Source organism: Hydrogenophaga electricum, from assembly GCF_030160815.1.
GTDB lineage: Bacteria > Pseudomonadota > Gammaproteobacteria > Burkholderiales > Burkholderiaceae_C > Hydrogenophaga > Hydrogenophaga electricum.
In genome coordinates this window covers 1-22,016 of sequence record NZ_BSPB01000003.1, presented here as the reverse complement: position 1 = coordinate 22,016, position 22,016 = coordinate 1, and the positions used below count along the sequence as shown (strand labels likewise).

At 69.2% G+C, this 22,016-nt stretch carries 21 protein-coding genes; 8 read left to right on the top strand and 13 right to left on the bottom strand.

Annotation, left to right across the window (positions count from 1 at the left end):
• Positions 1-22 precede the first annotated feature (22 nt).
• The 5 genes from QQK43_RS02640 to QQK43_RS02620 all read left to right on the top strand — a co-directional run bounded on the left by QQK43_RS02640 (position 23) and on the right by QQK43_RS02620 (position 6,165).
• Positions 23-781, top strand: a complete 759-nt coding sequence (locus QQK43_RS02640) for an RNA methyltransferase (RefSeq protein WP_284306551.1) — start codon at positions 23-25, stop codon at positions 779-781.
• A 200-nt stretch (positions 782-981) separates the two neighbouring features.
• Positions 982-1,758, top strand: a complete 777-nt coding sequence (gene cysE / locus QQK43_RS02635; protein ID WP_284306550.1) for a serine O-acetyltransferase — start codon at positions 982-984, stop codon at positions 1,756-1,758.
• Positions 1,759-1,858: 100 nt separating this feature from the next.
• Positions 1,859-2,395, top strand: coding sequence for a sigma-70 family RNA polymerase sigma factor (locus tag QQK43_RS02630; protein ID WP_284306549.1), 537 nt, complete (start codon positions 1,859-1,861; stop codon positions 2,393-2,395).
• The gene (locus QQK43_RS02625) at positions 2,385-3,497 is read left to right on the top strand and encodes a FecR domain-containing protein (RefSeq protein ID WP_284306548.1); all 1,113 of its coding nucleotides are present in this window, start codon (positions 2,385-2,387) and stop codon (positions 3,495-3,497) included. The genes QQK43_RS02630 and QQK43_RS02625 overlap by 11 nt, the downstream gene beginning before the upstream one ends.
• A gap of 175 nt (positions 3,498-3,672) precedes the next feature.
• Positions 3,673-6,165 (top strand): TonB-dependent siderophore receptor, encoded by a 2,493-nt coding sequence (locus QQK43_RS02620; RefSeq protein ID WP_284306547.1) that lies wholly within the window; start codon positions 3,673-3,675, stop codon positions 6,163-6,165.
• A 37-nt stretch (positions 6,166-6,202) separates the two neighbouring features.
• On the opposite strand, the gene QQK43_RS02615 is transcribed toward QQK43_RS02620, so the two are convergent.
• The 5 genes from QQK43_RS02615 to yjgA form a co-directional block, all read right to left on the bottom strand.
• A complete protein-coding gene (locus tag QQK43_RS02615) occupies positions 6,203-8,068 on the bottom strand; it encodes a chorismate-binding protein (protein ID WP_284306546.1) in 1,866 nt (621 codons plus the stop codon).
• Positions 8,065-8,541 carry an FKBP-type peptidyl-prolyl cis-trans isomerase gene (locus QQK43_RS02610; protein ID WP_284306545.1) on the bottom strand — a complete coding sequence of 159 codons (477 nt, stop codon included), beginning with the start codon at positions 8,539-8,541 and terminating at the stop codon, positions 8,065-8,067. The genes QQK43_RS02615 and QQK43_RS02610 overlap by 4 nt, the downstream gene beginning before the upstream one ends.
• Positions 8,542-8,560: 19 nt before the next feature.
• The gene (locus tag QQK43_RS02605; protein ID WP_284306544.1) at positions 8,561-9,448 is read right to left on the bottom strand and encodes a hypothetical protein; all 888 of its coding nucleotides are present in this window, start codon (positions 9,446-9,448) and stop codon (positions 8,561-8,563) included.
• 156 nt (positions 9,449-9,604) lie between these two features.
• Complete coding sequence (gene mog / locus QQK43_RS02600; RefSeq protein ID WP_284306543.1) at positions 9,605-10,210, bottom strand: molybdopterin adenylyltransferase; 606 nt, start codon at positions 10,208-10,210, stop codon at positions 9,605-9,607.
• Positions 10,207-10,872, bottom strand: coding sequence for a ribosome biogenesis factor YjgA (gene yjgA / locus QQK43_RS02595; protein WP_284306542.1), 666 nt, complete (start codon positions 10,870-10,872; stop codon positions 10,207-10,209). Before yjgA ends, mog begins: the two co-directional genes overlap by 4 nt.
• Positions 10,873-10,913: 41 nt before the next feature.
• Here yjgA and pmbA point away from each other — a divergent pair, with 41 nt between their 5' ends.
• Complete coding sequence (gene pmbA, locus QQK43_RS02590; protein ID WP_284306541.1) at positions 10,914-12,338, top strand: metalloprotease PmbA; 1,425 nt, start codon at positions 10,914-10,916, stop codon at positions 12,336-12,338.
• 153 nt (positions 12,339-12,491) lie between these two features.
• Here pmbA and QQK43_RS02585 read toward each other — a convergent pair whose 3' ends face one another.
• The 3 genes from QQK43_RS02585 to lysA form a co-directional block, all read right to left on the bottom strand.
• A complete protein-coding gene (locus QQK43_RS02585; RefSeq protein ID WP_284306727.1) occupies positions 12,492-12,938 on the bottom strand; it encodes a GatB/YqeY domain-containing protein in 447 nt (148 codons plus the stop codon).
• A gap of 68 nt (positions 12,939-13,006) precedes the next feature.
• On the bottom strand, positions 13,007-14,608 hold the full coding sequence (locus QQK43_RS02580) for a mucoidy inhibitor MuiA family protein (RefSeq protein WP_284306540.1): 1,602 nt from the start codon (positions 14,606-14,608) through the stop codon (positions 13,007-13,009).
• Positions 14,609-14,945: 337 nt separating this feature from the next.
• Positions 14,946-16,193: a diaminopimelate decarboxylase gene (gene lysA, locus QQK43_RS02575; RefSeq protein WP_284306538.1), complete on the bottom strand. Its 1,248-nt coding sequence runs from the start codon at positions 16,191-16,193 to the stop codon at positions 14,946-14,948.
• A gap of 80 nt (positions 16,194-16,273) precedes the next feature.
• Here lysA and QQK43_RS02570 point away from each other — a divergent pair, with 80 nt between their 5' ends.
• Entirely contained in the window at positions 16,274-17,197 is a 924-nt protein-coding gene (locus QQK43_RS02570; protein WP_284306536.1) for a LysR family transcriptional regulator, read from the top strand.
• A gap of 81 nt (positions 17,198-17,278) precedes the next feature.
• Here QQK43_RS02570 and rpsU read toward each other — a convergent pair whose 3' ends face one another.
• The gene (rpsU, locus tag QQK43_RS02565; RefSeq protein WP_056273869.1) at positions 17,279-17,491 is read right to left on the bottom strand and encodes a 30S ribosomal protein S21; all 213 of its coding nucleotides are present in this window, start codon (positions 17,489-17,491) and stop codon (positions 17,279-17,281) included.
• 183 nt (positions 17,492-17,674) lie between these two features.
• On the bottom strand, positions 17,675-18,877 hold the full coding sequence (locus QQK43_RS02560) for a BaiN/RdsA family NAD(P)/FAD-dependent oxidoreductase (protein ID WP_284306529.1): 1,203 nt from the start codon (positions 18,875-18,877) through the stop codon (positions 17,675-17,677).
• 187 nt (positions 18,878-19,064) lie between these two features.
• Here QQK43_RS02560 and QQK43_RS02555 point away from each other — a divergent pair, with 187 nt between their 5' ends.
• Positions 19,065-19,325, top strand: coding sequence for a hypothetical protein (locus QQK43_RS02555; RefSeq protein ID WP_284306528.1), 261 nt, complete (start codon positions 19,065-19,067; stop codon positions 19,323-19,325).
• 12 nt (positions 19,326-19,337) lie between these two features.
• Here QQK43_RS02555 and cobA read toward each other — a convergent pair whose 3' ends face one another.
• From cobA to QQK43_RS02540, 3 genes are all read right to left on the bottom strand, one after another.
• Positions 19,338-20,147, bottom strand: coding sequence for a uroporphyrinogen-III C-methyltransferase (cobA, locus tag QQK43_RS02550; protein WP_284306527.1), 810 nt, complete (start codon positions 20,145-20,147; stop codon positions 19,338-19,340).
• The gene (gene ybiB / locus QQK43_RS02545; RefSeq protein ID WP_284306526.1) at positions 20,144-21,091 is read right to left on the bottom strand and encodes a DNA-binding protein YbiB; all 948 of its coding nucleotides are present in this window, start codon (positions 21,089-21,091) and stop codon (positions 20,144-20,146) included. Before ybiB ends, cobA begins: the two co-directional genes overlap by 4 nt.
• A 73-nt stretch (positions 21,092-21,164) precedes the next feature.
• Positions 21,165-22,016: diflavin oxidoreductase (locus QQK43_RS02540; protein WP_370465204.1), on the bottom strand; the 852-nt coding region annotated here is incomplete at its 5' end.

The window sequence follows — 22,016 nt, the reverse complement described above, 5'->3', positions numbered from 1 at the left end:
CAGGTCGGTTCGAGGTGCCCTGATGCTGACCCGTTTTGTCCTGATCGAAACCAGCCACGCCGGCAATGTGGGCGGTGCGGCGCGCGCCCTGAAAGTCATGGGCTTCGACGAGCTCGTGCTGGTGGCGCCCCGCTGGCCCAATGTGCTGGACCGCGAGGAAACCGTGCAGCGCGCCAGCGGTGCCAACGACGTGCTGGACAAGGCCCGCATCGTGGACACGCTGGACGAGGCGCTTGACGGCGTGAGCCACCTTTGCGCCACGGCCATGACACCGCGCGACTTCGGCCCCCCCACGCGCGCGCCGCGCGCTCACTTCGCGCAACTGCTGCCGTCGCTGTCCGGAGCGGAGGCCGAGGTTGCGCCCCCTTCCGGGGTCGCCTTTCTGTTCGGTTCCGAGCGCTTCGGCATGAAGAACGAAGACGTCTACCGCTGCCACGTGTGCCTGTCCATTCCCACGGCTCCGGACTTTGGCTCGCTCAATCTGGCGGCGGCGGTCCAGCTCATTGCCTACGAATGGCGCCAGGCCCTGGGGGGCTTTGCCGCGTCCACACCCGCGGCTCCTGTGCGCCCGGTGGCCGATGCCGCCGCCGTGGCCGGCATGCTGGCGCATCTGGAAGAGGCGCTGGTGGCGGTGGACTTCCTCGACCCCGCGGCGCCCAAGAAGCTGATGCCGCGCCTGAACCAGCTGTTCAACCGGGCCGTGCCGACGCCCGAGGAAATCCACATTCTCCGCGGGGTGGCCAAGGCCATGCTCAAGACCGCCCAGCAGGCGAAGCGCTGATCCCCATGCTCCGCCGCTGGCGCGGGTCGCTGCCCCCCGAGGGGGCTTGTTTCACCTGGGGGCGGCCCGGCGGTGGATCGCCTGCCCCCATGCTCCACCGCTGGCGCGGGTCGCTGCCCCCCGAGGGGGCTTGTTTCACCTGGGGGCGGCCCGGCGGTGAAACACGCTAGACTGGGCGCCCCCTTGAATCTGATGGCTCCATGTTTGCCCGCCTCCGTTCCGACATCCAGTGCATCCTTGAGCGCGACCCCGCCGCGCGCAGCACCTGGGAGGTCATCACCTGTTACCCGGGGCTGCACGCCGTCTGGCTGCACCGCCCGGCGCACTGGTGCTGGAACCATGGCCTCAAGTGGCTGGGGCGTTTCATCTCGCACCTGGGTCGCTGGCTGACCGGCATCGAAATTCACCCGGGCGCCAAAGTGGGCAACCGCGTGTTCTTCGACCATGCCATGGGCGTGGTGGTGGGCGAGACGGCCGAAATCGGCGACGGCTGCACCATCTACCAGGGGGTGACCCTGGGCGGCACCTCGCTCTACAAGGGCACCAAACGCCATCCCACGCTGGGCAAGGACGTGGTGGTCAGCGCCGGTGCCAAGGTGTTGGGCGGGTTCACCGTGGGTGACGGCGCCAAGATCGGCAGCAACGCGGTGGTCATCAAGCCGGTGCCGGCGGGTGCCACGGCGGTGGGCATCCCGGCGCGCATCATCCCGAGCAAGCAGGGTGAAAGCGCCGACGTCACCACCGAAGAAAAGCCCAAGTTCAGCGCCTACGGCGTGACGCAGGAAGACGATCCGTTGCAGCAGGCCATGCGCAGCCTGATCACCAACGCGGCTGGCCAGGAGCACCAGATCGCACTGCTGTGGCAGGCCGTGGAGCGCCTGTCGGAATGCGTGAAGACCGGCGACTGCGTGCCTGACGAGGCGGCGCGCAAAGCGTGTTTCGAGGCCGAAAAGCTCAACCAGCTCGTCGGCAAGTAGCGGGTCCGGGCTGGTGCGCCTTCGGTGCGCGGCGTTTTTGTCATAATGAATGGGAACGATCCTCATTCTCATATTGGCATTCAACGCCCAGGGCGCCGCCATGACCGCCCCTTCCGTCTCATCCGCCATCGCGCCTTCCAGCCCGACCCTGCAAACGCTCTACCGCGATCACCACCGGTGGTTGCAGGGGTGGCTGCAGCGTCGGCTGGGCAATGTGTTCGATGCGGCCGACCTCACGCAGGACACCTATGTGCGCCTGATCCAGCGCGAGCCCCAGGCCCTGGGTGACATCCGTGCGCCGCGCGCGCTGTTGGCCACCATTGCCCAGGGGCTGGCCGCCAACCTTTACCGGCGTCGCTGTTTGGAGCAGGCTTGGCTCGACACGCTGGCCGCGATGCCGGCGTCCGTGGCCGAGTCGCCCGAGCATCGCGCCATCCTGTTCGAGACGCTGGTCGAGATCGATCACTTGCTGGCCGGGCTGCCGTTGCCCGTGCGGCAGGCTTTTCTGCTGTCGCAGGTCGACGGCATGAAGCAGGCCGAGATCGCCGCCGAGCTGGGGCTGTCTGTGCCCACCGTCAAGCGCCATATCGCCCGCGCCGTGGTGCGTGTGTGTTTCGCAGCGGGAGATGGCGCGTGAGCGCTGCCCGGCGGCTTCGGCGGCCATCTCGGTCACCTTGCTGCGCATGGCAGGCCGTGCCATGAACGGGGTGGGCGACATCCCTCAAGGGGTTCGTATGCGGGCCGCCGAATGGCTGGTGGAGCTGCAGGCCGACGACCTCGGCGAAGCCGAGCGTGGCCAATTGCTCGCGCGTCTGGCCGCCTGGCGCTCGGACCGTCCCGAGCACGAATGGGCCTGGCAGCGTGTGCAGGCCATGGGCGAGCGGCTGCAACCGCTGGCAGGCACGCCCGCCAGAGTGGCACTGGCGCAGACCGCGCGGGCCGGTGGCGCCGGGCGGCGTCGCGCTGTGCGGCAGTTGGCGCTGTTGCTGTTGGTGGGCGGCGCGGCGGGTACAGCCGCCTGGCAACTCGGTGGCGAGGTCAGCCGTACCCGGTGGGCGGTTCTGGGGGCCAACGTCCGCACGGGCACCGCCGAGCGCCGCCGCCTGAGCCTGGCCGATGGCACCGAGTTGTGGCTCAACGCTGGCAGTGCTGTCGATGTGGTGTACAGCGAGAGCGCACGTCTCGTGCGCTTGCACGAGGGCGAGATCCATGTCGAGACGGCCCACATCGCCGGATCCCTTTGGGCGGCGCGCCCCTTCATTGTTGAAACCCGGCATGGCCGCGTGCGTGCCCTGGGCACGCGCTTCACCGTGCGCCAGCGTGCCGACGCGCCGTCCCGTGTGGCCGTGTTCGAAGGCGCCACCGAGGTCACACCCCGCGCCGGGCAGGCCCAGGCCCTCACATTGCAGGCCGGACAACAATCGAGCTTCGACGCGCTCACCGTCCACCCGTCCACCGCCGCCGATCCGACCCAGGAGGCCTGGGTGCGCGGCGTGCTGGTCGCGCACGATATGCGGCTGGCCGACTTCGTGAGCGAACTGGACCGTTACCGCCCGGGCTGGCTGGTCTGCGACCCGGCGGTGGCCGACCTGCGCGTGAGCGGCACCTACCCGCTCAACGATGTCGCCGACACCGACCGCTCGCTCGACATGCTGCTGGCCACCCGGCCGGTGCAACTGCGTTACCGCACGCGCTACTGGGTCCGGGTGGAGGCGGCCGGGACCCACGTGGCGCCATAGGCGGTCGCGACGGAGCCCGTCCGCGGTGGAGGCGGGAAGGTGGGCACAGCTGCCGCCTGCAAAAAAGTTGATCCCTTTTGGCATCTCGCGGGGCATAGGAAGTGAGGCGCCACCCCAGTGGGGCGTTTTCGTCCATTCGCCGACCCATTTCCACCACCGACATGAGGGATCACCCATGCAACGACACCACCGACCGCGCCAGCACGCCGCCCGGCTGGCGCTGGCCGCGCCGCTTACCCTGATCGCCGCCGCAGCGACCATCGCCGTCACCCTGCCCGGTTGGGCGCACGCCCAGGCCCAGGGCGGTCAACCGGCATCCATTCCGGCCAGCCGCCACCATTACGACATCCCCGCGGGGCCGCTGGCCACGGTGCTGGTCCGGCTGGGCGCCGAGGGCGGCCTCTTGCTGGCGTTCTCCACGGAGGAACTCGGTGGTCGCCAAAGCCCGGGGGTGCGCGGTGATTTCACCGCCTCCCAGGCCCTGGCCGCTGCGTTGACGGGCACGGGCCTGAAGGCGGTCCCAGAGGGGGCCGGCTGGCGGCTGGTGGCGGCCCAGCAAGGCGCTGACGAGGCCGGTGCCCAGACGCTGGCCGAGGTGGTCGTCACGGGCCAGCTTTTCGACGATCCCGTCACCGAGGGCACCGGCAGCTATGCCGGCCCCACCACCACGGCTTCGGCCACCGGACTGCGCCTGTCCATTCGCGAAACGCCGCAGACGGTGACCGTCATCACGCAGCAGCAGATGAAAGACCAGGGCACGGCCAGCATCTCGGATGTGTTCCAGAACGCCAGCGGCATCAGCGTGCAAAGGGCCGACAGCGAACGCTGGGGCTTCAGTGCCCGGGGCTTTTCGATCACCAATTTCACGCACGATGGCGTGCCCCGCCTGTCCGACGGCATTTACGACTGGGGCACGACGAACCTGGACATGCTGTTCTACGACCGGGTGGAAGTCATCAAAGGCGCCACCGGGTTGCTCAGCGGCGCGGGTGAACCTTCGGCGGCGGTCAATTTCGTGCGCAAGCGGCCGACCAAAGCCTTCGGGGGCTCGGTGACGGCCCAAATCGGCAGCCACGATCACCGCCGCCTGGAAGCGGACCTCTCCACACCGCTCAATGCCGACCAGACGGTGCGCGCTCGCGTGGCCGCCGCGCAGCAGGACCGGGGATCCCAGCAGGACCGCTACCGGCAGAAGCTGTCGGCTTTCTACGGCATCGTTGAAGCCGATGTCACACCCGGCACGCGCCTGACGCTGGGTGCGGACTACCAGCACCTGGATCCGCGCGGGACGTCCTGGACGGGCGTTCCGGTGTTCAACAGCGACGGTACCCGCACCGATTTCAGCCGCTCGTTCAATCCGGCCGCCAATTGGAGCCGGCGTGTCTTTACCAACCAGAGCGTGTTTGCCATGCTGGAACAGCAGCTGGCGTCGGACTGGCGCTTGAAGGTGGAGGCCAACACCCACCACAGCCGGCACCGTTCGACACTGGCCAGCGCGAGCGGCGGCAATCCCGACCCGGTGATGGGGGAAGGCATGTACCTGTTTTCAGGCGATTTCGAAGGGGATCGCCGGCAAAACACGCTGTACGCGAGCCTGGAGGGCAAGTACACGCTGTTCGGGCGGCGCCACGACGCGGCGTTTGGCGCCCGATGGACCGACGCCAAGACCGATGGCCTGCTCTACGCGGGGCAATACCCCCTGCTGACCGGCAGCATCTTCAACTGGGACGGCAGCTACCCCGAGCCCGTGTTCACCGTGGATGGCGACTACGCCCAGACCGAGCGCCAGACCGGGATCTATGCGTCCACGCGGTTGCGGCCGACCGATCAGCTTTCGGTGATCCTGGGCGCGCGCGCCAGCAGGGTGCTGCAGAAAGCCCGCAGTTCCTACGAGGACCTGGGCGAACCCACCGGCCAGCGCGAAAGTGCCACGACGCCGTACCTGGGGGTGGTCTATGAACTCGATCCCTGGCACGCGCTGTACGCCAGCTACACCAGCATCTTCCAGCCGCAGGCGCTGCTCACCCTGGCCGGCGACTACCTGGAGCCGCTCAAAGGCAAGGCCCTGGAGGCCGGTGTCAAGGCCGACTATCTGGAGGACCGGGTGCAGGCCAGTGCGGCCGTGTTTGTGATCCAGCAGGACAACCTGCCGCAGTACGCGGGATTCGTGGGCAACAACGAAGAGCGCTATCGCGGCATCAAGGGGGTGCGCAGCCAAGGGGTCGAGTTCCAGGTCGCTGGCCGTCTGACGCCGGCCTGGAACATCAACGCCAGCTATACCTACAACCATGCCCGAACGGCCGAAGGCACACCGGTCTATGGTTCGCAGGCGATGACCACACAGCCCGAACACATTGTCCGGTTGTTCACCACCTACCGGCTCTCGGGCGCAGGAAGCGGCTGGACGGTGGGCGGAGGCATCAGTTGGCAAAGCCGCTACGAAAGCAAGGTCTGGTCACCCACGGCGTCCGACTACGCCAGCATCTGGCAGAAAGGCTATGCCCTGCTGGACATGAATGTGCGCTACGACTTCACGCCGAAGCTCTCCGTTTCGGCCGTTGTCCGCAATCTGGCGGACAAGAAGTACTACAGCGGCATGGGGCTGTTCGACACGCTTTATTACGGTGAAGGTCGCAGCGCGCTGGTGACCATGAACTACAAGTTCTGAGCGCCACCACGGCGCTGCTTCCTGCAGGGCTGGTCGCTCACAGGTGTGCGGCCAGCCAGCCGCGCAAGCCGTTGAAGAACGCCAGGCCGTCGGCCCGCTGCAGGTCGTCCGCGGTCAGCACGGCTTCGCGCAGCCGGCCTTCGGCCAGCAGTTCTGCGCGGTAGGTGCCGGGCAGCAGGCCGCTGGACAGGGCGGGGGTCAGCCATTCACCGCCGCGGCGCAGCGCCAGATTGCCGCGCGTGAATTCGGTGAGTTCACCGCGTTCGTTGACCAGCAGGTGATCGAACACGGCCGGGTCCGTGGGCGCCAGGGCCTCGTAGTGGTCGCGCCGCGTGGTCTTGTGGCGGATGAACTCCTGCAGCGCCCCGGTCGTTTCCAGCGGCGCAGGCGCCAGGGCCACGCGCACCGGCTGCGGTGTGTCCTGCAGGGCAAAGGACTCGGCGGACGGCTCACCCGAGGCCGACACCGTCAGGCGCACGCGCCACAGGCCGGTGGCGTGGCGCGTGGGCAGGGTGTCCAGACAGGCTTGCACGCGGGCCCCATCCAGGGGGATACCGAAGTGCCGGGCGCTCTGGCCCAGCCGTTCCAGGTGGCGGGGCAGGCGCGCGTAGCGGCCGTGCTCCAGCCGCAGGGTTTCCAGCAGGGAAAACGGTGCGCTCGCGCGGTGGACGATGAGGCTTTTGGCCATGAGCTCCTCCCATTCGGCGGGGCCTTGGGCGTAGACGGTGAGGCCACTGCCCACGCCGTAGCGGGCCAGCCAGGGGCCGGTGGTGGCGGTCGGGCGGGCGGCGGCTTCGGGCGGGGGTGGTTGCAGCACCAGGGTGCGGATCGGCACGTTGAACGTGGCGTGGCCACCGGGGCGCACCACCCCCAGGGCGCCGCAGTAAAAGCCACGCGGGCGGTCTTCCAGCGTGCGGATCCAGTGCATCGCCCGCGCCTTGGGGGTGCCGGTGATGGAGCCACAGGGAAACAGCGCCTGGAAAACCTCCACCAGGCCGGTACCGGCGCGCGCCTGGGCGGTGACGGTGGAGGTCATTTGCCATACCGTGGGCCAGGCCTCGGCCTCGAACAGGCGCTGCACGCGCACCGCGCCGGGCGGTGCGAGTCGGCCCAGGTCGTTGCGCAGCAGGTCCACGATCATCACGTTCTCGGCGCGCTCTTTGTCGCTGGCCAGCAGCGCGTCGCGCGCAGCCCGGTCGCGCGCCGGGTCGGCGTCGCGCGCGGCCGTTCCTTTCATCGGTTTGCACGTCAGGGTGCCACCGCCGTTGGCTCCGTCTGCGGCGCCGGGGCGCCAGTCGAAGAACAGCTCGGGCGAGGCGCTCAGCACCTGCAGCGGGCCGCCATCGAGCCACAGCAGGTAGCCGTCGGGCTGGCCGGCGCGCAGCGCGTGCATCCAGTCGAGCGGAGCGCCGTGCAGCGCCCCCTGCAGACCCGTGGTGAGGTTGATCTGGTAGGCCTCGCCGCTGGCCATGGCCAACTGGGCACGGGCGGCATCGCGCAGGTAGGCGTCGCGGGTGGTTTCGAAGCCCCAGCGGGCCTGGCGAGGGATATGGGCGGCTTCCGCCGGCAAGGCGGTGCCGGCTGGGGCATCGAACACGCCAAACCACGCCAGCGGTGTACCGGGCGTGGGCGCGTGGGTGGTCAGGGCCGGGTCGAAGGTGGTTGCCGCCTCGTAGGCCAGGCCGCCCACGCACCAGCGGCCGGCCCGGGCGTGGCGCTCAACCGCCGCCAGCACGGCGGGCACCTCGCCGGGCACCCGGGCGGTGAGGATTTCTGTGGGGTTGTCGAACCACGCCCGCAGTCGCTGCGGCGCGGAAACTGGCGCACCGCCGGGGGGCACCGCTTCCGGAAAATCAACGTAGGCGCGCAGGCTGTGCTGGTGGCCGTCGGCGGTGGCGCTCAATGATGGTGGCCGTGCGCGCCGTGGGCGTGGCCGTGGGCAACCTCTTCGGGCGAGGCCGCCCGCACGTCAAGCACCTGCAGGTCGAACTGCAGCGTCTGGCCGGCCAGCGGGTGGTTGCCATCCAGGTGCACGACCGGGCCCTTGATCTTGACCACGTTGAACACCGTTTCCCGGCCCTGGTCGTCGGTGCCGCGCAGCTGGCCACCGACCTTTACGCCGGGCGGAAACTGGGTCTTGGGAATGGTCGTGACCAGCGATTCGTCGCGCTCGCCAAAGGCATCGGCCGGCGCCAGCGTCACGCTGACCTGGTAGCCGGCGGCCTGGCCTTCCAGCGCCTTTTCGATGCCTTCGAGCGTGTTGCCATAGCCGCCATGCAGGTAGCTGCGGGGCGTCTTGCCGTCTTCCAGCAGCTTGCCGCTGGTGTCCTTGGCGCGGAAGGTGAGGGTGACGACGGTGTCTTTGGTGATGTTCATGGTCTTGAGGTCGGTCTCGTCAGATGAGGTGGCGCAAGTGCCTGGGCAGCGAGGCGAGGTTCACAAACGTCAGGTCGTACATGGCGGAGAGGCTGGTGGCCTGTTCCTCCGAGATGTCCGTGCTGCACACGATGAAGCGGTTGCGCTCGATGCCCAGCCGCTTGCGCAGGCGCTGGTACTTGTCGATGTCGCGCCGGAATTCACCGCTCTTGCACTCGATGCAGATCGGGGACTGCGAATGGGGGAGCGCGATCACGTCCAGCTCGTGCAGGTCTTCGTTGGGGAAGACCACCTTGACTCCCCGGGCGCAGGCAAACGGGGTTTTTCGTTCGCGCAACACATCCAGCACTTCGAGCAGCGCAAACCATTCCAGCCACGTGCCCTCGAAGAACTGCCGCACTTTTGGGGCTTGCTGGAGCGAGAGCCGCAGCACCTTCTCCTGCTTCTGGTAGAAGTAGCGCGAAAACAGCGCGTGGCTGTAGAGCTGGCGGCAGAAGTTCGTGATCGTCTGCAGATCCTTCTGGCTGACACCGGACAGGTCGATGTTCAGGCCGGTGTGGCTCTTGCGGTACGACCACGCGACACGTTGCAGCAGTTCACCGAACAAGGCATACCCGCGCCCGATCTGTTGGGCGGCCTCGTCGAAGTAGCCGCTGGTATCGACGTTTTCGTAGTCGAACTGCGCTTCGATCTGCCGGCTGGCAAGCCATTTTTCGATGGGGGCATGCTGGGCCGCCGTGGCGAGGTTGCCTGCGTCCATGTCGCCACCGACTGCGCTGGGGTTGGCCGGCGGTGGTGCATCCGCTTCGTCGCCTTTGGGGTCGTCGGCCTGCAGGGCTTTGATTTCCCGAACGGCGGCAGCATAGCGCTCGATCAGTTTGCCGATATAGAAAGCCGTGTCGAACACGGCGCAGGGTGTCTGGCAGCGGGCGCACGGCACCTGGGTGCCTGCCACGCCGGATTCACTGATGTGGCCACATTGGTTGCAGCGATAGACAGGCACGCATTCCTCCCAGTGTTTTTATGAAGGCGTCAGGTGTGGGTGCGCAGGGCTGTGCGGCGGTCACCGCGCTGGTCGCACGGCATTCTTCGGCCGGAAGGCCTTGCACACCTCGTCGCGTGTTTCGAGGTAGGGGCCGCCGATGAGGTCGATGCAGTAGGGCACGGCGGCGAAGATGCCGTTGACCCGGGGGCTGCCGTCGGGGTTTTTCAGGCCTTCCAGCGTTTCCGCGATGGCTTTGGGCTGACCGGGCAGGTTGATGATGAGACTGCGTTCGCGGATCACCGCCACCTGGCGCGACAGGATGGCGGTGGGCACGAAGGCCAGGCTGATCTGGCGCATCTGTTCACCGAAGCCGGGCATTTCCTTGTGCGCAACGGCCAGCGTGGCTTCGGGGGTGACGTCGCGCAGGGCCGGGCCGGTGCCGCCGGTGGTGAGCACCAGTGCGCAGCCGGCGTCCACCAGCTCGATCAGGGTCTGGCTGATGAGGGCCTGCTCGTCGGGGATCAAGCGCGGCTCGAAGGTGACGGGGTTGTGCAGTGCGCGCGTGAGCCAGTCCTGCAGCGCCGGCAGGCCCTTGTCTTCGTAGACCCCGGTGCTGGCGCGGTCGCTGATGGAGACGATGCCGATGCGTACCGGTTCGCAGGACGGGGGTGTGGAATCGCTCATGCGGGTTCCACCGGGTCGTCGGGCTGGTGATCGTTGCCGTCTTCACCCGCGAACGTGGCGCGCACGAGCTGGAAGATCTCGCGGTAGGCCTTGCCGTGCCGGGCCGCTTCGCCCGGCCGTTCCTTGATCGCCTGGGCGTCCTTGCGCGCCTGGCGGATCAGCGCCCGCAGGTGCTGCACGTCGGCTTCAGGGTGGGCCTGCAGCCAGTCGGTCAGCGCGCCGTCGTCGGCCAGCAGGCGGTCGCGCCACTGCTCGGCCTGGTGCAGCCGCAGGGTTTCCTGGGCCGAGGGCTTGCGCTGCTCTTCCAGCGTGGCCTCGATGGCGGCGATGGTCTCGTCGCCGAGCTTGCGCATCAGCTTGCCGATGAACTGCATCTGCCGGCGCCGGCCTTCGAAGTTGGTGATGCGTTTCGCATCCTCCAGCGCGTCGATGAGTTTGTCGTTGACGTCTTCGTGCGCTTCGCGCAGGCGCGCCATCAGGTCGCTGCGCAGCGTGAGCAGGCTCTCGCCCAGCGCTTGCAGGTGGTCGCTGTGTTTCTTCAGGTCGGTCTTGCTCATGTCGACCGAACCCTTGAGCTCGCGCTTGAGTTCCTGGTCGAGCTCGCTGCCGGCCGCGACGAACTGGCCGCGAACAAAATAGCCTTTGGTGGATTTACGGGACATGGCAAAGGGGGAAAAGGGCGGCAAGTATCATAGCCGCCGACATGAAAAGCACCCGTACGCCCCAGGGCCATGTGCCCGCCGATCCCGCCCGCCCGCTGTCGGGCTTCCAGTATTCGCGCGCCCAGTTCGAGGAGGTGGTGGATCTGGCCCTGGCCCATGCCCGCCAGCTTGGCGCCTCCGACGCGGCTGCCGAAGCCTCCGAGGGGGCTGGGCTGAACGTGGGCGTGCGCAAGGGCGATCTGGAGAACGTCGAGCGCAACCGCGACAAGTCGCTGGGTGTGACCGTCTATCTCGGCCGCCGCCGGGGCAATGCCTCCAGCTCGGATTTTTCGCCCGACGCGGTGCGCCGCACGGTGCAGGCCGCCTACGACATCGCCCGCTTCACCGCCGAAGATCCGGTGGCTGGCCTGCCCGATGCGCAGGATGTGGCCGACAGCTACCCCGATCTGGATCTGTTCCACCCCTGGGCGATCACGTCCGACGAAGCGGTGCACCTGGCGCTCGAATGCGAAGCGGCAGCCTTCGCCACCAGCCGCAAGATCACCAACAGCGAAGGTGCCAGCGTGTCGGCGCAGCAGTCGCACTTTTTCACCGCCCACATGCGCGGCGGCGAGCGCGGTCAACCCGGCATCTTCAGCGGCGGTTACGCCAGCTCGCGCCACAGCCTGTCGGTGGCGCCGATCGCCGGCAAGGGCGAACACATGCAGCGCGATTACTGGTACAGCTCCATGCGGGCGCCCGAGGAACTGGCCAGCCCGGCGGCGGTGGGCCGCTACGCCGCCGAGCGCGCGCTGTCGCGCCTGAACGGCCGCAAGATCGCCACCACCGAATGCCCGGTACTGTTCGAATCCCCGCTGGCGGCCGGCCTGCTGGGCGCCTATGTGCAGGCCACCAGCGGCGGCGCGCTCTACCGCAAGACCACTTTCCTGGGCGACAGCCTGGGCAAGCGGGTGATGGCCAAGCACCTCGACATTCTGGAAGAGCCGCACCTGCGCAACGGCAAGGGCAGCGCCCCGTTCGACGACGAGGGCGTGCGCACCGTGCGGCGCAAGGTGCTCAGCGCCGGCAAGGTGCAGGGCTACTTTCTGTCCACCTATTCGGCACGCAAGCTGGGCATGCGCACCACCGGCAACGCGGGCGGTTCGCACAACCTCACGCTCACCAGCCGCCTGACCCAGCCGGGTGACGACCTGCCCGCGATGCTGAAAAAACTGGGCCGCGGCCTGTTCGTCACCGAACTGATGGGCCAGGGCGTCAACTACGTGACGGGGGACTACTCGCGCGGCGCCTCGGGCTACTGGGTGGAGAACGGCGAAATCGCCTTCCCGGTGCAGGAGATCACCATCGCCGGCAACCTCAAGGACATGCTGCTCGGCATCGAAGCGGTCGGTGCCGATGCCTACAACTACGGCGCCAAGACGGTGGGCTCGATCCTGGTCAACCGGATGAAGGTGGCGGGGAGCTGAAGACGGGCACCCACGCGCTCCTGCTGCGTGGGGGGCGGGCGTGCAACTCCCGTCATCCTGCGAACGCGGGAACCCAGCCGCACACTGGGGGGCGGTGCCTGAACGGTGCGTTTCCCGACCTCGCCGAGGCCAGCCCGCCCGTCAAAGTGCCCTTTAGCCCGCCAGCGCGGCCTTGACGGCGGCCGACACCTGGCCCATGTCGGCCTTGCCGGCCAGCCGGGCCTTGACGGCGCCCATGACCTTGCCCATGTCGCCCGGGCCCTTGGCACCCACCTCGGCCACGATGGCCTTGACCTCGGCGGCGATGGCGTCGGCCGACAGGCGCGCCGGCAGGTAGGCTTCCAGCACCGTCAGTTCGGCCGCTTCCTTGGCGGCCAGATCGGCGCGACCGCCCTGTTCGAAGGCGGTGATCGAGTCCTTGCGCTGTTTGACCATCTTGTCGATGACGGCGATCACGGCCGCGTCGTCCAGCTCGATGCGCTCGTCCACTTCCTTTTGCTTCATGGCAGCGGTCAGCAGGCGGATCGTGCCCAGGCGCTCGCTGTCCTTGGCGCGCATGGCGGCCTTCATGTCTTCGGTGATTTTGTCCTTGAGGCTCATGGCGTGAGGGCTTGGGGTCAAGCCGTGTCTGAAAAGTCGGGCCTGGATTGTCGCGCAAGCCGGCGGGCTCAGCGGCGCTCCAGCAGCGGCATGTCCTTCGGGTAGCTCAGGCGGTAGCTCGCGCTGAAGCGGGCCGTCTGCCCCGGTGTCAGACGCTGGCGCCAGGCGACGATGCCAGGCTGTTCGTTCCACTGGGTGGTCTGGGGCTGGGGGTCGAACTCGCGCACGACCGTGATCTGCTCGTCGGTCGGCACCGGGCTGCTGTCGAGCACCTCGATCTCGACCGGGGTGCGGTGCCGGTTCTCGACCTCGAACAGCCAGCCGGTGCGGCGTTCACTGCGCTGGCCGATGAAGCCGCTGGACGCGCTCGAGGTCGTGACCGGCAGGCTGCGCACGCGGACCTGATCGTCGCGCCCGAAGGGCAGGGTCAGCTTGGCGCCGCCCTGGCTGCGCCAGACGCTGTTGCCGACCACCTGGCGGTCGCGCAGCAGTTGCAGCCGGCCGTCGGGCCAGACGCCGGCCGGCCGTGCGATCTCGGCCACCAGCCACGCGCTGGCGTCGCGCTCGGGCAGGGTCTGCACCCAAGTCGTCGCGGGCCAGCGCTGCGCATCGAGCGCGAAGGCGACGCTCTGGCCGCCGCTGCGCACGTCGACGCGGCCGGGCACTTCGAATTCGGTCGCAAAGCCGGTCTCGGCGACCTGGACCGCGAAGTCGGGTTCGGGCGCCGCGTCGCTCAGGGCCGCCGCTTCGGCCATCGCTGGCGCGGGGGCCGGCATGGCTGCCTTGCTCAGGGCGCGCATCTCGGCCTGCGGCGGGCGTGGCGAGACCTGCCAGGTGCGGGGCTGCGGGCCCTGCACCGACGCGCGCGGCGAGCCGGTGGACAGGCGCAGGCTGACGCCGCTCCAGTCTTCGCCGCTGGTCTGCCGCACCTGGGCCAGGCGCTCCATGTCGATGTGCCCGGCGCTGCTGTCCAGCGTCGCGCGGTAGGACGGCGCCCAGGTCGGCCCCTGCACCAGGTAGCGCAGGCGCAGATCGCCGTCGGCCCTGGCGCTGACCTGGATCACCAGTTCGCGCACCTGGCCGCGGTTCTGCTGCCGGGCGCGCTCGGCTTGGAGCGGTGTCAGTTCGCGTTCGAGCTGTTCGGCTTGCCGACGCAGCGGCCGCAACTGCTGAAGCTGTTCCTGCGCCGTGCGTTGCACCAGGTTGAGCGTGGCCCCGAGGCCGCCCGCCGAGGCCGGGCCGCTGCCGTAGACCCCCGGCCCCGTGCCGTTGCCTTTGAGCTGCGCCAGCAGCAGTTCGCGCGCGCCGATGTCGGCGTTGACCTGGGCGATGCGGTCTTCGAGCGCCTCGATGCGTGGGTCCAGCGGGTGCGTGTTGCAGGCCGGCGCTTCCTGCCGTGGCACCGTGGTGGCGGTGACCGGGCCGATGCGCACGCCCGCGTCGGCCTCCAGTTGCAGCGATGCCAGGTCGGCGTCGGTGCTCAGGCAGCCCAGCACGACCTCGCGCGCGCCGGCCGCCACGCGGGTCACCCGCTCGACCTGGGCCGTGCCCGGATAGACCGTGACCTTGTCGATGCGCGAGGCCGCCGGGGCGGCCGACGCCACCGTCGGCAGCAGGGCTGCGAGCAGAGCGGCCGCCGTTGTCGGGAGGGAAGGTATCGTGTGCTTCATGACCCCATTCTGCCCGGGGTGCATTCACCCTTTCACCTCGCGCCGGGCTGGTGGCGGCATGCGCGTTCTCCGGGCCACGCTCGCGGGCGGATGCCCATGTGCGCCAAGGTCACCTCGTCAACACCGGACCTGCGCTTCGCCGCGAGGGCAACCGCGAAGGGTCCCTGCGCCCGCGCACACCACCACCATCCCGGAGAGGTGGACGGGCGCGCGGGGTGAACCGTTTACCTGGGCGATCTCCGAAGCGCGTGCTCCTGCCCCAGGGCGCCGTGGATCGGGCTCCATCCGGCCACAAGGGGCGTCCCCCCCGGCCACAGGCCAGAGGGGGGAAGCGCCGTCAGGCGCGCAGGGGGGCTTCCAACTCCAGCAACTCTTCCACCGTCTGGCGGCGGCGGATCAGGCGGTGGCTGTCGCCGTCCACCAGCACCTCGGCGGCCAGCGGGCGGCTGTTGTAGTTGCTCGACATGGACGCGCCGTAGGCGCCCGCGTCGTGCAGCACCAGCAGGTCGCCCACCTGCGCCTGCGGCAGGGCGCGCGTGAGCACGACACCCCCTTCGGCCTGGGTGAACACGTCGCCCGACTCGCACAGCGGGCCGGCGACCACGGTCTCGGCGGTGGCGCGCGGCGTGCCGTCGGCGGGGATCAGGCTCATGCCGTGGAAGGCGCCATACATCGACGGGCGCATCAGGTCGGAGAAGCCCGCGTCCACCAGTGTGAAGTGGTTGGCTCCCATGGGCTTGGTCGCACGCACCTCGGTCACCAGCACACCGGCCTCGGCCACCAGGAAACGGCCGGGCTCCAGCTCCAGATGCACCGGGTGGCCCAGGTGCTCGGCGATGTGGCGGCGCGCGGCGTCCCACAGGCTGAAGTAGTGCGCGGTGTCGATGCGCGGCTCGCCGTCGCGGTAGGGGATCGACAGGCCGCCGCCGGCCGAGATGGCCTGCAGGTCGGTGCCGGCGCGCTGGACCAGATCGACCATGGCCTGGCAGACGGCCTGCAGGTGGCCGTAGTCCACGCCGGAGCCGATGTGCATGTGCAGGCCGATCAGCTTCAGGCCATGCTGCTTTACGGCCTCCAGGGCTTCGTCCAGCTCGGCGTGCCAGATGCCATGCTTGCTGTGCTCGCCGCCGGTGTTGGTCTTGTTGCTGTGGCCGTGGCCGAAGCCAGGGTTGATGCGCAGCCAGACCGGGTGGCCGGGCGACACGGCGCCGAGCTGGTGCAGCATGTCGATGGAGCCGGCGTTCACCGGCACGCGGTGCTCCACCACCGTGGCCAGCGTGGCGTGGTCGAACAGGTCGGCGGTGAAGACGATGCCCGAAGTGCCTTGCGCGTTCAGGTCGGCCGTGTAGCCGGCGGCCAGCGCCCGCAGGATCTCGCCGCGCGAAACCGCGTCCACCACCACGCCCTGCTCGCGCATCAGGCGCAGCAGGTGGATGTTGGAGTTGGCCTTCTGCGCAAAGCGGATGGTGTCGAAGGCACGCAGTTCGGCAATGCGGGCGCGGATGGTGGCGGCGTCGTAGACCCACAGCGGGGTGCCGTGCTGGCGGGCCAGCGACTGGAGAAGGGCGGGGGCAAAGGGATTCATGGGCGCGATGATCCCGGTTTCATTCATATTCAGCAATGCCAGATAATCTGACATTCATTCATATCTGATATGAGAATGCGATGAAGCTGCGCCATCGCCAGATCGACTTCTTCCGCGCCGTCATGGGCACGGGCCACGTCACGCGCGCGGCCGAACTGCTGCACACCTCGCAGCCCACCGTCAGCCGCGAACTGGCGCGGCTGGAACAGGTGCTGGGTTTCGCGCTGTTCGAACGGGTCAAGGGCCGGCTCAAGCCCACCGTGCGTGCGCTGGCGCTGATGGACGAGGTGGAGCAGTCCTATGTGGGGCTGGAGCGCATTGCGGCGACGGCGGTGGCGCTCCAGGGCTACGCCCACGGGCGGCTGCAACTGGCCTGCCTGCCCGCGCTTTCGCACGCCCTGCTGCCCGACGCGGTGCGCCGCTTCGCCGCGCAGCAGCCCGAGGCGGCGGTCAGCCTGACGCCCATTGAATCGCCCCAGCTCGAAGCCGCGCTGTCCGAGCAGCGCTTCGACCTGGGACTGAGCGAGCGCGCCGAGGCGCCGGCCGCCTGCACGCTGGACACCCTGCTGGTGGCCGACGAGGTGGCGGTGCTGCCGGCCGGCCATGCCCTGGCGCGCCGGGCCGTGCTGGCACCAGGCGACTTCGCGGACCAACCTTTCATCAGCTTCGCCCCGGCCGACCCGTACCGCCAGCAGGTGGACGCACTGTTCGCTGCGGCGGGGGTGGCGCGCACGCTGCGGCTGGAAACACCGAGCGCGGTGTCGGTCTGTGCCCTGGTGCGACAGGGCCTGGGCCTGGGCATCGTCAACCCGCTGACGGCGCTGGAACTGGCCGGCGACGGTGGCGCCGGGCTGGTGGTGCGGCCGCTGGCGTTCAGCGTGCCGTTTCGCGTCTCGCTGGTGCGCCCGAGCTGGCGCGCCGAACACCCCTTGCGGCCAGCGTTCGAAGCCGCGCTGGGGCAGGCCGCGGCCGCGCTGAGCGCGCGCCTGTCGGCCGGGCGCTGAACCGGGCAGGAGCGGCGCTCAGGCAACAAAAAACCCGCTGCGGCGTCCCGAGCGGGTTTTCTGGCGAAGCGACTGAAGGGATCAGTACAGCTTCTTGGGCAGCTGCATGCTGCGCACGCGCTTGTAGTGGCGCTTGACGGCGGCTGCCTTCTTGCGCTTGCGCTCGGCCGTCGGCTTCTCGTAGAACTCGCGGGCACGCAGGTCGGTCAGCAGGCCCAGTTTTTCGATGGTGCGCTTGAAGCGGCGCAGGGCCACGTCGAACGGCTCGTTGTCTTTAACGCGGATGGTGGTCATTAGCTAATGGTTCCAAAGGTGCGGGCAGAGGAGGGTCGGGAAGATCGGGCCCGGCCTTCGTACCAGCGGTTTTCCCCGTCTGAAAACTAGTATTGGCCGACGGGGTTTTTGCCAGCAAAGCCTTGGATTATAGCGTCCTGCCGGGAAATTGCCACTCGATGGGTAAGGGCGCCTGAATGGTGTTCAAAGTGCCATCGCGCAGGCATGCGCGCTCGCCCAGGCCCACTGGAAGTTGTAGCCGCCGAGCCAGCCGGTCACGTCGACCACTTCGCCGATGAAGTACAGGCCGGGCTGTTTTGACTCCATGCTCTGCTGGGACAGGTCGCGGGTGTCGACGCCGCCGAGCGTGACTTCGGCCTTTTTGTAGCCTTCGGTGCCTGTGGGCACCAGTTCCCAGCGCGCCAGGCGCTCGGCCAGGCGGGCCAGGGCCTTGTCGCTGCATTCCATGACCGGACGCTGCCAGTCGGGGTCCTGCGCGACCCAGGCGTCGGCCAGGCGGGCGGGCACCCATTGCGCCAGTTCGTTGGCCAGCAGCTTGCGCGAACGCTGTTTGGCTTCGGTGAGTGCGGCCGGCAGGTCGACTTCGGGGGCGAGGTTGATGCGGATCGGCGTGCCGGCCTGCCAGTAGCTGGAGATCTGCAGCACCGCCGGGCCGGACAGGCCGCGGTGGGTGAAGAGCAGGTCTTCGGCGAACACGATCCGGTTCTTCTTGTCGCCGGTTTCGATCAGCACCGGCAGTGCCAGGCCCGCGAGGTCGGCGTAGGGCGCCCAGGCCGCGCCGTCGAAGGTCAGCGGCACCAGCCCGGGGCGGGGCTCGACGGTGCGCAGGCCGAACTGCCGGGCGATGCGGAAGCCGAAATCGGTCGCACCGATGGCGGGGATGGACAGGCCGCCGGTGGCGATGACCAGTTTGGCGGTTTGCACCGGGCCCTGGTCGGTGTCGAGTTCGTAGCCGCCGTCGGCGCTCAGGCGCACGGCTTGCACGCCGCAGGGTTGCCGGCGGTCCACGCCACCGGCGTCGCACTCGGCCAGCAGCATGTCGATCAGGTCGCCGGCCGAGCGGTCGCAGAACAGCTGGCCTTTGTGCTTTTCGTGGAAGGGAATGCCGTGCTTCTGCACCAGGTCGATGAAGTCGGCCGCGGTGTAGCGAGAGAGCGCCGAGCGGCAGAAGTGCGGGTTGGCTCCGACGAAGTGTTTGTGCGGCTGGCGCACATCGATGTCGCGGTTGGTGAAGTTGGCGCGGCCACCGCCGGAGATGCGCACCTTTTCGGCCACCTTGGCGCTGTGATCCAGCACCAGCACCTTCAGGCCGCGCTGGCCCGCAACGCCTGCACAAAACAGGCCGGCCGCACCCGCGCCGACCACCACTACGTCAAATGTCTGCATGGGCTGCAGTGTAGGCGCGCCGGTGGGCACCAGGGCGGCTCAGCTTTGCCCTGCGGCTGCCGATACAGGATCAGGGGCGCGCGTGGCTGCGGGCACGGCGCCCGCGACCGATCACCCAACAACCATCAGGCCTGTCGCACCCGACCGCCGGAGACAACAGCGGGCGCATTTCTGGAAATGGACATTCATGCGCACGCCCTATCGGGTTCTGGTATTCGGCTTGCCCCAGGAGGCCACCCACCACGACGTCTGTTCGTTGGCGGAGGGCCTGTGCACGGGGGAAACCCGCTTCGCGGTCGATCCGTCGGGTGATCACCGCCACGCGCTTGCGGTGGTCGATCTGGATCTGGATGCCCAGCGCGCGCGCCGGCTGGTGGCGAACATCGGTCGCCACGCGGTTCACGGGCGGCGGCTGGAGGCCTGGCTCTGCGTGATGCCCTGGGGCTGAGCGCGCGGGTGGTCAGGCGGCCCGGCGCCCGGTGCTGGCCGGGTCGGCCAGTGCGGCCACGCCTTGCACCACATCGCCCACCACGATCACCGAAGGGCTGCCCAGGCCTTCGCGCGCCAGGGTGGCCGTGAGCTCGCCCAGCGTGCTCACGGCGTGGCGCTGCTGCGGCAGGCTGGCGTGTTGCACGATGGCCAGCGGCGTGTCCGCAGGCAGGCCGGTCAGCAGCTCGGCCTGGATCTGCGTGGCGCTGGAGACGCCCATGTAGATCACCAGGGTGAGCCGCGCGTCGCGCGCGGTGGCCGCCAGTTGCTGCCAGTCGGTGCCGGCGTCGCCGGGTTTGGCGTGGCCGGTGATGAACACCACGCCGTGGGCGCGGTCGCGGTGCGTGAGCGGCGCACCCAGCGAGCTGAGGCCGGCCAGGCCGGCGGTGATGCCGTTGACCACCTGCACCGCGATGCCGGCTTCGCGCAGATGCTCGACCTCTTCGCCGCCGCGGCCAAAGATGAACGGATCGCCGCCTTTGAGCCGCACCACCACCTCGCCTTCACGCGCGGCCATGATCATCAGCTTTTCGATGAAGGCCTGCGGCGTGCTCTTGCAGCCGCCGCGTTTGCCGACGTGCACGATGCGCGCGGTGGGCGAGGCGTGTGCCAGCACCCCGTCGCTCACCAGGTCGTCCACCAGCAGCACGGTGGCGGCAGCGATGGCGCGTGCGGCCTTGAGGGTCAGCAGCTCCGGGTCGCCCGGACCGGCGCCAACGAGGGTGACGGTACCGGGGTTGAACGTGCTGGCGGATGCGATGACGGTGGCGGGCGTGTTCATGGGGGGCTGACCGCCGCAGGGCGGTGGGTCTGCACGGAGGCGGGGCCCTGCACTTCTTGCAGGATGTGTGCCACTTGTCGGGCTATGGGGGCGGGCACGGGCCGGTGGCCGGCCAGCACGTCGCGGATGTAGGCCGCAGTGGCCGCGGCCGAGATGTCGGCGGGCAGGTCGGGCAGGCTGGCCAGGGAGCCTTCCTGGGCAGGCTGCAGCAGGTGGCGCTGGCCGTCGCGGAAGGCGTCCATCTGCGGCATGCGGCGGGCATCGGCCACGGGTTCGCCTTCGGTGCCGCGCAGCAGCAGGGCGTGCGCGCCGACCAGGGCAAAGGTGTCGGCCATGGACACCGCGTATTCGGGGTGGGTGTAGCTGCCCACGATCAGCGCACGGCCGGCGCACGGGTTCATCAGCTTGACCAGGCTGTGCGCCGGGTTGCGAAGGCCGACCACGCGCCGCACGTCGAGCAGGCGCTTGAGGCCGGGGAGCAGCACGTCGGTGGGCACCAGGGCGCATGTGCCGGTGGGAAGTGCGGTCACGGCCGTGGCGGCCGGTGTGCCGAGCGCGGCGAACACGGCTTCGCTGGTGACCCGCCGGTCCTCGGTGGCCGTGCCGTGCACCAGCACGGCCGCGCCTTCGCGCGCCAGCAGCAGCGCCAGCAGAGGGGTGAGCACCGGCAGTTTGCGGGCACCGTTGTAGCTGGGCAGCACCACGGTGGTGTGCCCCAGGTCGGGCAGGCGCTGCAGGCGCGCGTGGGTTGCGTCGAGGAAGCCGGCCATCTCGGCCGGGGTTTCGCCCTTGATGCGCATGGCCAGGCAGAAGCCGCCGATCTCCAGGTCGGTCACGGCGCCGTCCAGCACCTGGCCGAACAGGTCGGCGGCCTGCGCGCGCGTGAGCGCCTGCGCGCCATCCTTGCCGCGGCCGATCTCCTTGATGTAGTGGCTGATGCTCATGGGGCGCGATTGTCCGGGAGTCTTGATGAAATCGGGTAATAAGCAAACGCTGTTCCCGCCCGGTGGCACCGCGTCAATACACGTCGCGCTGGTAGCGCTGGTCGCGCGCCAACTGCGCCAGATAGGCCGTGGCCGCGTCGGGGCCCAGGCCGCCGTGGGTCTGCGCCACCTGGCGCAGCGCGGCGTCGACGTCCTTGGCCATGCGGCTGGCGTCGCCGCAGATGCGCAGGTGTGCCCCGTCCTGCAACCAGGCCCACAGCGTGGCACCGTGTTCGGCGATGCGGTGTTGCACGTAGAGCTTGTCGGTCTGGTCGCGCGAGAAGGCCGTGTCCAGGCGGTGCAGCACGCCCTGGCGCTGCAGGGCGGCCAGTTCGTCGCGGTAGTAGAAGTCGGTGGCGGCGTGCTGTTCGCCGAAGAACAGCCAGTTGCGGCCGCTGGCGCCGGTGGCCTGGCGCTCCTGCAGAAAACCGCGGAAGGGCGCGATGCCGGTGCCCGGGCCGATCATGATCAGCGGGGCCGTCGGGTCGGCCGGCGGACGGAAGTGCGGAGCGGGCTGCACGAAGAGCGGCACCTCCGTGTCGCCCGCGCGGTCGGCCAGGAAGGTGGAACACAGGCCGCCGCGCAGCTCGCCGTCGAAACGGTAGCGCACCACCGACACCGTCAGGTGCACGGTGTCGGGTTCGGCGCGGGGGCTGGACGCAATGGAATACAGGCGCGGCTGCAGGCGCTTGAGCACCCCCAGCCAGTCGGCCGCCCCGGCGCGCACCGGGTGCGCGCGCAGCAGGTCGATGAGCTGGCGCCCCTGCAGCCAGCCGGCCAGGGCATCGGGCGGCCCCTGCAGGTGCGCGGCCAGGCCGGTGTCGCCGTTGCGCTCGGCCACAAACCGCAACTGCTCGGGCGTGAGGCGCGTGATGTCGAGGTGCTG

Coding starts and splice junctions, on each gene's coding strand:
- QQK43_RS02640 (WP_284306551.1), top strand. CDS start 23: ATGCTGACCCGTTTTGTCCTGATCGAAACCAGCCACGCCGGCAATGTG.
- QQK43_RS02570 (WP_284306536.1), top strand. CDS start 16,274: ATGAAGCTGCGCCATCGCCAGATCGACTTCTTCCGCGCCGTCATGGGC.
- lysA (WP_284306538.1), bottom strand. CDS start 16,193: ATGAATCCCTTTGCCCCCGCCCTTCTCCAGTCGCTGGCCCGCCAGCAC.
- ybiB (WP_284306526.1), bottom strand. CDS start 21,091: ATGAGCATCAGCCACTACATCAAGGAGATCGGCCGCGGCAAGGATGGC.
- QQK43_RS02630 (WP_284306549.1), top strand. CDS start 1,859: ATGACCGCCCCTTCCGTCTCATCCGCCATCGCGCCTTCCAGCCCGACC.
- rpsU (WP_056273869.1), bottom strand. CDS start 17,491: ATGACCACCATCCGCGTTAAAGACAACGAGCCGTTCGACGTGGCCCTG.
- mog (WP_284306543.1), bottom strand. CDS start 10,210: ATGAGCGATTCCACACCCCCGTCCTGCGAACCGGTACGCATCGGCATC.
- yjgA (WP_284306542.1), bottom strand. CDS start 10,872: ATGTCCCGTAAATCCACCAAAGGCTATTTTGTTCGCGGCCAGTTCGTC.
- cysE (WP_284306550.1), top strand. CDS start 982: ATGTTTGCCCGCCTCCGTTCCGACATCCAGTGCATCCTTGAGCGCGAC.
- pmbA (WP_284306541.1), top strand. CDS start 10,914: ATGAAAAGCACCCGTACGCCCCAGGGCCATGTGCCCGCCGATCCCGCC.
- QQK43_RS02555 (WP_284306528.1), top strand. CDS start 19,065: ATGCGCACGCCCTATCGGGTTCTGGTATTCGGCTTGCCCCAGGAGGCC.
- QQK43_RS02580 (WP_284306540.1), bottom strand. CDS start 14,608: ATGAAGCACACGATACCTTCCCTCCCGACAACGGCGGCCGCTCTGCTC.
- QQK43_RS02560 (WP_284306529.1), bottom strand. CDS start 18,877: ATGCAGACATTTGACGTAGTGGTGGTCGGCGCGGGTGCGGCCGGCCTG.
- cobA (WP_284306527.1), bottom strand. CDS start 20,147: ATGAACACGCCCGCCACCGTCATCGCATCCGCCAGCACGTTCAACCCC.
- QQK43_RS02620 (WP_284306547.1), top strand. CDS start 3,673: ATGCAACGACACCACCGACCGCGCCAGCACGCCGCCCGGCTGGCGCTG.
- QQK43_RS02625 (WP_284306548.1), top strand. CDS start 2,385: ATGGCGCGTGAGCGCTGCCCGGCGGCTTCGGCGGCCATCTCGGTCACC.
- QQK43_RS02610 (WP_284306545.1), bottom strand. CDS start 8,541: ATGAACATCACCAAAGACACCGTCGTCACCCTCACCTTCCGCGCCAAG.
- QQK43_RS02585 (WP_284306727.1), bottom strand. CDS start 12,938: ATGAGCCTCAAGGACAAAATCACCGAAGACATGAAGGCCGCCATGCGC.